This is a genomic window from Hymenobacter agri, assembly GCF_054778495.1.
Map to the genome: position 1 here is coordinate 1 of NZ_BAAGZM010000182.1, position 7,132 is coordinate 7,132.

The window sequence follows — 7,132 nt, forward strand, 5'->3', positions numbered from 1 at the left end:
CCGCCGCCCGGTACAGCGGCTCGTAAATCCGGCTCAGCTCCTCCGCGTTGAGGCCGGGGCCGGCATCCATCACGCGCACGCGCAGCGTACCGGGGCCTTCGTAGCCCAGCTCGGCCTGCACCGGGCCGGCCGAGTATTTGCCGGCATTATCCAGCAAATTCAGCAGCGCCGTGGTGAGCAGCTCGGCATTGCCCGCCACCATAAAAACGTCGGATTCCGACTCTGCTGGTAGCTCGCCGAAAGCCAGCCGGAATTCCCGCCCCGCGTATTTGGCGCGGGCAAAGCTCAGGGCCTGGTTCAGGCATTCATCCAGCCGCACCGGTTCAAACTTCGGCAGGCTGCCATCTACTTTGGCCAATGACAACAGGCTGCTGGTGAGAGCACTAAGGTGGCGCGAGGCTTCCAGCGCCTGCGCCATGCTCTGGCGGGCTTCGGGCAGTGAGGTATCGTAGGTCAGGGCCGTTTCGAGGGTGCCGGTGAGGGTGGTGAGCGGCGTGCGCAACTCATGCGAGGCGTGGGCCAAAAAGCTTTTCTGCGCCTCGAAGGCCTGTTCCAGCCCGGCCAGCATCTCGTTGAACACGTGGGCTAGCTGGGCCAGCTCGTCGCGTCCGTTGCCTTCCGATAGCCGCCGGCCTAGGCTGGCAGCCGAGATGCGCCCTGCCTGCCGGCTGATGCGGGCCACCGGCTTCAGGGCCGCGCCTGCGAAGTACCAGCCGGCCAGTATGGTGAGTGCCAGCGCCCCTACGTTGCCCACCAGCAGTACCAGCCCCAGCTGATGCAGCCGCACCCAGCCCGGCGCGTCTTCGGCCGACACGAAAATGTGGTAGGGTTCGCCCTCATGCCGGTATACCAGGCCAATTGCTTCGCGCCGCCCCGCCCCCGCAAAAGCCACCGTGCTGCGGCTCTGCAAAGCACCCAGACGGGCTTGGTTGGGGGCCTGGTCGATGTCATCGGCACTGCTGAAGCGCAGGGCGCCGTCGGGCCCATAGATGCTGATTTGCTCGTCGGGCAGCGTCAGCAGGTCGTTGCGGCGCAGGCTGCCGAGCTGCCCGGTTTCGAGCTTGCCGGTACGCACCAGCAGGCGCGAGGCCAGCGCGGCGCTGGTACTCAGCCGGTGCTCGAAGCGCTGGGCCCGCGTGCTGGCGTTGAAATAGTAGATAAACGCCGAGAAGCTGACCTGAATCGCCAGTACCAGCAGCGTAAAGCGAAGCATGAGCTTGTTGCGAATCAGCATGTTGTTAAAAATTCACCACCGGCCCCTCGCCTTAGGGAGAGGGGAGCCACGGCGACGCGGTGTTGCTTAAAATAAAACAGGTTACTCTTGTTCAATCGTCAGGCTCCCGTCTCCTGGGGAAAGGGGCCGGGGGTGAGGTTACCCCTCCCGCATCACATAGCCCATGCCCACCACGGTGTGGATGAGTTTGGGCGAAAAATCCCGGTCCAGCTTTTTGCGCAGGTAGCTCACGTACACGTCAATCACATTGGTGGTGGTGTCGAAATCCAGGTCCCAGACCCGCTCGGCGATATCCACGCGCGATACCACGCGGCCGCGGTTGCGCAGCAGGTGCTCCAGCAGCGAGTATTCGCGGGTGGTGAGGTCGATGCGCTGGCCGGCGCGGGTTACGGTTTTGGCATCGAGGTCGAGCACGAGGTTGGCCATGCGCAGTTCCTGGCGCTGGCCGGCGGCGGCGGCGTAGCGCTGGGTGAGGGCGCGGGCCCGCATCAGCAGCTCCCTGAACTCGAAGGGCTTTACTAGGTAGTCGTCGGCCCCGGCGGCAAAGCCAGCCTCCTTGTCGTCGAGGCTGTCGAGGGCGGTGAGGAGCAGGATGGGCACCAGCCGGCTATTGGCCCGGATGCGCTGGCACAACTCCACGCCGTTGAGGTAGGGTAGGTTGATGTCGAGAATGACGAGGTCGTAGGGCTGCTGCTCGTAGAGCGACCAGCCGGTGCGGCCGTCGTAGGCCACGGTCACGTCGTAGCCCTCGTGCTCGAAGCCCTTTTTTACGAAGGAGGCCAGCGGCGGCTCGTCTTCAACCAGCAGAATTTTCATGAGGGCGGTACATTGCCGGTGGCGGGAAGGCTGGGGCCTGAAATCAACACAGGCAGCCCAAAGCTACGCGCCGGGCTGCCTGTGCTGTAGAGACGCATATTTGCGTCTCGGTATTGAACGGAATCGACCGAACGAGGTTCGAATGGCGCGGCCGCCAAGACGCGAATACGCGTCTCTACATCGTGCTGATTACAGCTGCGGCTCGACCTGTCCGGTCATTTCGCGGCAATAGGTGATGAAGTCGGAATTGACGGGCTCCAAGCCACCTTCGCGCATTTTGGTGGCTACCTGGCCGCGGTGGTAGGTGGCGTGCGTCACGGCGTGGGTGAGGATGTCGCTCACCTGCGAGTCGAAATGGTCGCCCTGTGAGTTGGTGTACTGAATGTGGCGGGTTAGCTCGGCCTCGTCGGTAGTTTCGCACAGCTGTGCCAGGCGGGCCGACGTTTGCTCGTGCCAGTGGTGCAGGCCGGCCAGGTCGTGCTCCTGCCACACTTTCAGGGGGCTTTGCGTGCCGGTGAGGCGGGCAATCCAGATGGCCTGGGCGTTGATAACGTGACTGAAAATGCGCAGGGCGGGCTGGGGCGCTTCTTTGCCGGCTGCTACCGACGAATCGAGGCGGCGCAGCAGGGTTTCGTTAGCCCACACGTTGAACGCGCCGAGCTTGGCAATGGTGTTAATCATGGTAATGGGTGAATGAGCGAATGAGTGAATGGGTGAATGAGTTGATAAGTGGCGTTGAAAAACATTCACCCATTCGCTCATTCGCTCATTCACCCATTGTTACCGCGGGTCTTGCCAGACCAGCTTTTCGTTGGTTTTGCGTTTTTCAAAATCGGCGCACTGGCCGTCGCCCTTGCCGGTGAGGCCGCCGTCGGGGTGGCAGATGAGCTTGCCGCGGGTGTCGTACACGTCCGAATACTGGTCGCAGCACGGGGCCGAGATGTAGTACACGGTTTTGCCTTCGTAGTCGTAGCGCAGAATGCGCGTGACGGGGTTGCGCTTGCGCTCGGCCAGCACGGCCGCAATGCGCTGCTTCAGCCACGGCGGGCGGGCGGTGGTGTCGGGCTCGGCTACGTAGCGGTTCACGGGGTCGACGGTGTTGGTGCTGGTGGGAGCGGGCGTGTCGTTACCCGATACGCTGCCGCTGGGCGGGGGCGTGGTGGGCGTCGTCACGCTCACTTGCTTGGGCGCACAGGCCGAGGTAAGCAGCAAAGCCGCAGCAATGGAAAGCAGGCGCATAGATTCAGGAGTAAAAACGAGTGATGAGCAGTGGCTAAGGGTACGCCCCGCGCGGCCAATGGTTGAGGTGCCGCTCAGAATAGGCCTGGGAACAGATGCGGGCCGAATACCAGTGCCCCCACCACCACGGCCCCGGCGGCGGCCAGCAGCACGGCCCCGGCCGCCACGTCCTTGGCCTTGCCCGCCAGCGGATGGAAGTCGGGCGAGGCCAAATCGGTCAGGGCTTCGATGGCTGTATTCAACAGCTCGGCCGTCCATACGCTGGCAATGGATAGCGCTACTAAGGCCCATTCCAGCCGCTCTAGGTGGTAGTACAGCCCCAGGCTCAGCACCACGGCCGTGGCCACGGCATGGAAGCGCAGGTGCACTTCCGAGCGCAGCGCGCTCCATACGCCCCGGAAGGCGTGGCCAAAGCTGGCCACACGCCGGCGCCACAGCCCCTCGGGTGGGCGGAGCTGGTTGGACGATGTCGGCTTAGCCACGAACTTCAAACTCCTGAAACACCGACTGCCGCAGGGCCGGCCACTCGGGCCGCACAATGCTGAAGATGACCGTGTCGCGCCGGATGCCGCCCTGGGTGGGGCGGTGGCTGCGCAACAGGCCTTCCTCAGTAGCGCCCATGCGGGCCATGGCCGTGCGCGACTTGTAGTTGCGCGAGTCGGTTTCGAGCTCCACCCGTTCGCAGTTCAGCGCCCCGAAGGCGTGGCTGAGCAGTAGGTGCTTGCAGGCCCGGTTCAGGCCCGAGCGCTGGAACTTGGTGCCTACCCAGGTGTAGCCGATGCTCAGGCTCTGGTTGGGCTCGCTCACGTGGTAGTAGCTGGTGCTGCCGGCCACTTCGCCGGTTTCGCGGTCGATGATGGCAAACGGGTAGCGCAGACCCTGCTGACGGCCCTCCACGGCCTGGCGCAGGTAGGCGGCCAGGCTCACCGCGTCGTCGGCGCGGGTGAGGGTGTATTTCCAGATGTCGGCATCCATTGCCACCGCTTTCAGCGCTTCAAAATCGGTGAGCTCCAGCGGGCGCAGGCGGGCCCGGCGGTTTTCGAGCACGACGGGGGCGGAGAAGTCCATAAATGAATAGAATTGCTTAAAAAAATTACGCTGAAACGTCATGCAGAGCGCAACGAAGCATCTCGCCCGTGGCAGTAAATCGAATTACTATTACGGGCGAGATGCTTCGCTGCGCTCTGCATGACGCGCTGACGGCGTGGGCGCTTACTTAATCTCGCCCACCATTTCCTCCGGCTTCATCCACTCGTCGAACTGTTCGGCGGTGAGGTAGCCGAGCTGAATAGCGGTTTCCTTCAGCGTCGAGTGGTTTTTGTGGGCCGTCTGGGCAATTTCGGCGGCTTTGTAGTAGCCGATGTGCGGGTTGAGGGCCGTCACGAGCATCAGCGACGAATCGACGTGCTTCTTGATGTTGGCTTCGAGCGGCTCGATGCCCACGGCGCACTTGTCGTTGAAAGCCACGCACACGTCGCCGATGAGGCGGGCCGAGTGCAGGAAGTTGTAAATCATCACCGGCTTGAACACGTTCAGCTCGAAGTGGCCGTTCATGCCGCCGATGTTGATGGCCACGTCGTTGCCCATCACCTGGGCCGCCACCATCGTCATAGCCTCGCACTGGGTGGGGTTCACCTTGCCGGGCATGATGCTGGAGCCGGGCTCGTTGTCGGGAATGTGCAGCTCGCCGATGCCGGCGCGCGGGCCCGAGGCCAGCAGGCGAATGTCGTTGCCAATTTTCATCAGCGAGGCGGCCACGGTTTTCAGCGCGCCGTGGGCTTCCACGATGGCGTCGTGGGCGGCTAGAGCCTCAAACTTGTTTTCGGCCGTGACGAAGGGCAGGCCCGTGAGGTCGGCAATGTGCTTAGCCACGTTCACGGCGTAGTTTTTGGGCGTGTTGATGCCCGTGCCCACGGCGGTACCGCCCAGAGCCAGCTCGCTCAGGTGAGCCAACGTGTTCTTGATGGCGCGCAGGCCGTGGTCGAGCTGCGATACGTAGCCCGAAAACTCCTGGCCCACGGTCAGCGGCGTAGCATCCATGAGGTGGGTGCGGCCGATTTTCACGATGTGCATGAACTTCTCGCTCTTGGCCTTGAGCGTGTCGCGCAGCTTCTCGATGCCCGGGATGGTGGTTTCCATCAGGATTTTGTAGGCCGCGATGTGCATGGCCGTCGGGAACGTGTCGTTGCTGGACTGCGACTTGTTCACGTCGTCGTTGGGAGCCAGCACCTTTTTTTCGTCGGTGAGCTGGCCGCCGCTCAGCACGTGGCCGCGGTAGGCAATCACCTCGTTCACATTCATGTTGCTTTGCGTGCCCGAGCCGGTTTGCCACACCACCAGCGGGAACGAGTCGGCCAGCTTGCCGGCCAGAATTTCGTCGCACACCTGGCCGATGAGGTCGGCTTTGTCGGCGGGCAGCACGCCGGCGTCGCGGTTGGTGAAGGCGGCGGCTTTTTTCAGGTAGGCAAAAGCGGCGATGATTTCCTTGGGCATCTTGTTGATGTCCTGCGCAATGGGGAAATTCTCGATGCTACGCTGGGTTTGGGCGCCCCAGTAGGCGGTGGCGGGTACCTGCACGGTGCCCATGGTGTCCTTTTCGGTGCGGAAAGCCATTTTTTCTTACTATGAAAATGGGAGAATGTGAAGAAGTGCAGAATTGGGTGGGAACGAGCCACAAAAGTACACCGTACCCGAAACCCGGCGGCGGCGGCCACCGAAATGACTGCAAACCGGCTTTCCGCGTACACTGGCCCGGTACCCAGCGGGCAATTCCCCCATTTTCACATCTCCTCATTCTCCTGTTCAAGCAACATGTCCTCTATCAAGCAAGTCATCGAAATCCTGGCCTCGTCGGATAAAAGCTTCGAAGACGCCCTGCAAAAAGCCCTGGCCGAAGTCAGCAAGTCCATCCCCAACATCTCCTCGCTTTATGTGAAGGACCAGAGCTGCAAGGTGCGCCACAATCGCATTGTCGAGTACCGCGTCACAGCTAAGGTGAGCTTCGGCACGCCCACCGAGCCGCTCGACATGTCGGATATCGACCGCACCTTCGACGAGGCCCCGCAGCACGGCGGTAACGGCGTGCCCGACTACAGCGACGTGGATTTCCTGCACCAGCCCGACCTCGACGTGCAGCCCGGCGGCAGCGCTACCGAGCCCGAAAGCGGTGGCGGCTACAGCGGGTAAGGCCATTGCCCGGCGTGCAGTCCCGGCGCTTGGCTGGGGGCTGCACGCCGGAGTCGTGCATTCTTGTTCAACTCTGCTTTTGCTTGTTCACGGCATGTTTGCTTCGCTTTCACTGTTCCCGCTGCTGGGCATTTTTGCGGCGGCGGCCGGCGCCATCTGGGTGGCAGGTATCTACGTTTCGCGCACAACCGACGTGCTGTCGAAACGCTTGGGGCTGGGCCAAGCCTTGGGTGGAATCATCGTGCTGGCAGTGGTCACCAACCTGCCCGAAATTGCCATTACCGTGAGCGCCTCGCTGGCCGGGCGGGTTGGGGTGGCGGTAGGCAACATTCTGGGTGGTATTGCCATCCAGACAGTGGTGCTTGTGGTGCTCGATGTGGTAGGCGTGGGCCGGGCGGCGGCCCTCACGCAGCGCACCACGTCGCTGGTGCCGGTGCTGGAGGCCGGACTAGTGGTGGCCGTGCTGGCCGTGGTGGTGCTGGGAGCGCAGCTGCCGGCATCGCTGGTCTGGGCCCGTACCACGCCGGCCGGCCTGCTGATACTCGTGCTGTGGGTGCTGGGCGTGTGGCTGATTGGCCGGGCCCAGCAGCAGCTATCTTGGCAGGTAGTTGCGGGCGGGGCATTTACTGGCCGGCCCAGTTCGCCTGCGCCCCCGGC

Annotated in this window: 8 protein-coding genes and 1 pseudogene; 2 read left to right on the forward strand and 7 right to left on the reverse strand. The window is 63.0% G+C overall.

The window, feature by feature from the left end:
- The 7 genes from ACYVDE_RS10835 to fumC all read right to left on the reverse strand — a co-directional run.
- A partial coding sequence (locus tag ACYVDE_RS10835; RefSeq protein ID WP_460501531.1) for a histidine kinase dimerization/phospho-acceptor domain-containing protein occupies positions 1–1,213 on the reverse strand: 1,213 nt, incomplete at its 3' end.
- A gap of 159 nt (positions 1,214–1,372) precedes the next feature.
- A complete protein-coding gene (locus tag ACYVDE_RS10840; RefSeq protein ID WP_460501532.1) occupies positions 1,373–2,050 on the reverse strand; it encodes a response regulator transcription factor in 678 nt (225 codons plus the stop codon).
- 189 nt (positions 2,051–2,239) lie between these two features.
- A complete protein-coding gene (locus tag ACYVDE_RS10845) occupies positions 2,240–2,731 on the reverse strand; it encodes a DinB family protein (protein WP_460501533.1) in 492 nt (163 codons plus the stop codon).
- Positions 2,732–2,830: 99 nt separating this feature from the next.
- Complete coding sequence (locus ACYVDE_RS10850; protein ID WP_460501534.1) at positions 2,831–3,289, reverse strand: DUF6970 domain-containing protein; 459 nt, start codon at positions 3,287–3,289, stop codon at positions 2,831–2,833.
- 74 nt (positions 3,290–3,363) lie between these two features.
- A complete protein-coding gene (locus ACYVDE_RS10855) occupies positions 3,364–3,771 on the reverse strand; it encodes a diacylglycerol kinase family protein (protein ID WP_460501535.1) in 408 nt (135 codons plus the stop codon).
- Entirely contained in the window at positions 3,764–4,357 is a 594-nt protein-coding gene (locus ACYVDE_RS10860) for a GNAT family N-acetyltransferase (RefSeq protein WP_460501536.1), read from the reverse strand. Before ACYVDE_RS10860 ends, ACYVDE_RS10855 begins: the two co-directional genes overlap by 8 nt.
- 144 nt (positions 4,358–4,501) lie before the next feature.
- Entirely contained in the window at positions 4,502–5,902 is a 1,401-nt protein-coding gene (gene fumC, locus ACYVDE_RS10865) for a class II fumarate hydratase (RefSeq protein WP_460501538.1), read from the reverse strand.
- 198 nt (positions 5,903–6,100) lie between these two features.
- Here fumC and ACYVDE_RS10870 point away from each other — a divergent pair, with 198 nt between their 5' ends.
- Together ACYVDE_RS10870 and ACYVDE_RS10875 are read left to right on the forward strand one after the other, a co-directional pair.
- Entirely contained in the window at positions 6,101–6,475 is a 375-nt protein-coding gene (locus ACYVDE_RS10870) for a dodecin family protein (RefSeq protein WP_460501539.1), read from the forward strand.
- A gap of 94 nt (positions 6,476–6,569) precedes the next feature.
- A pseudogene (locus ACYVDE_RS10875) lies at positions 6,570–7,132 on the forward strand (sodium:calcium antiporter); the annotation flags it as partial.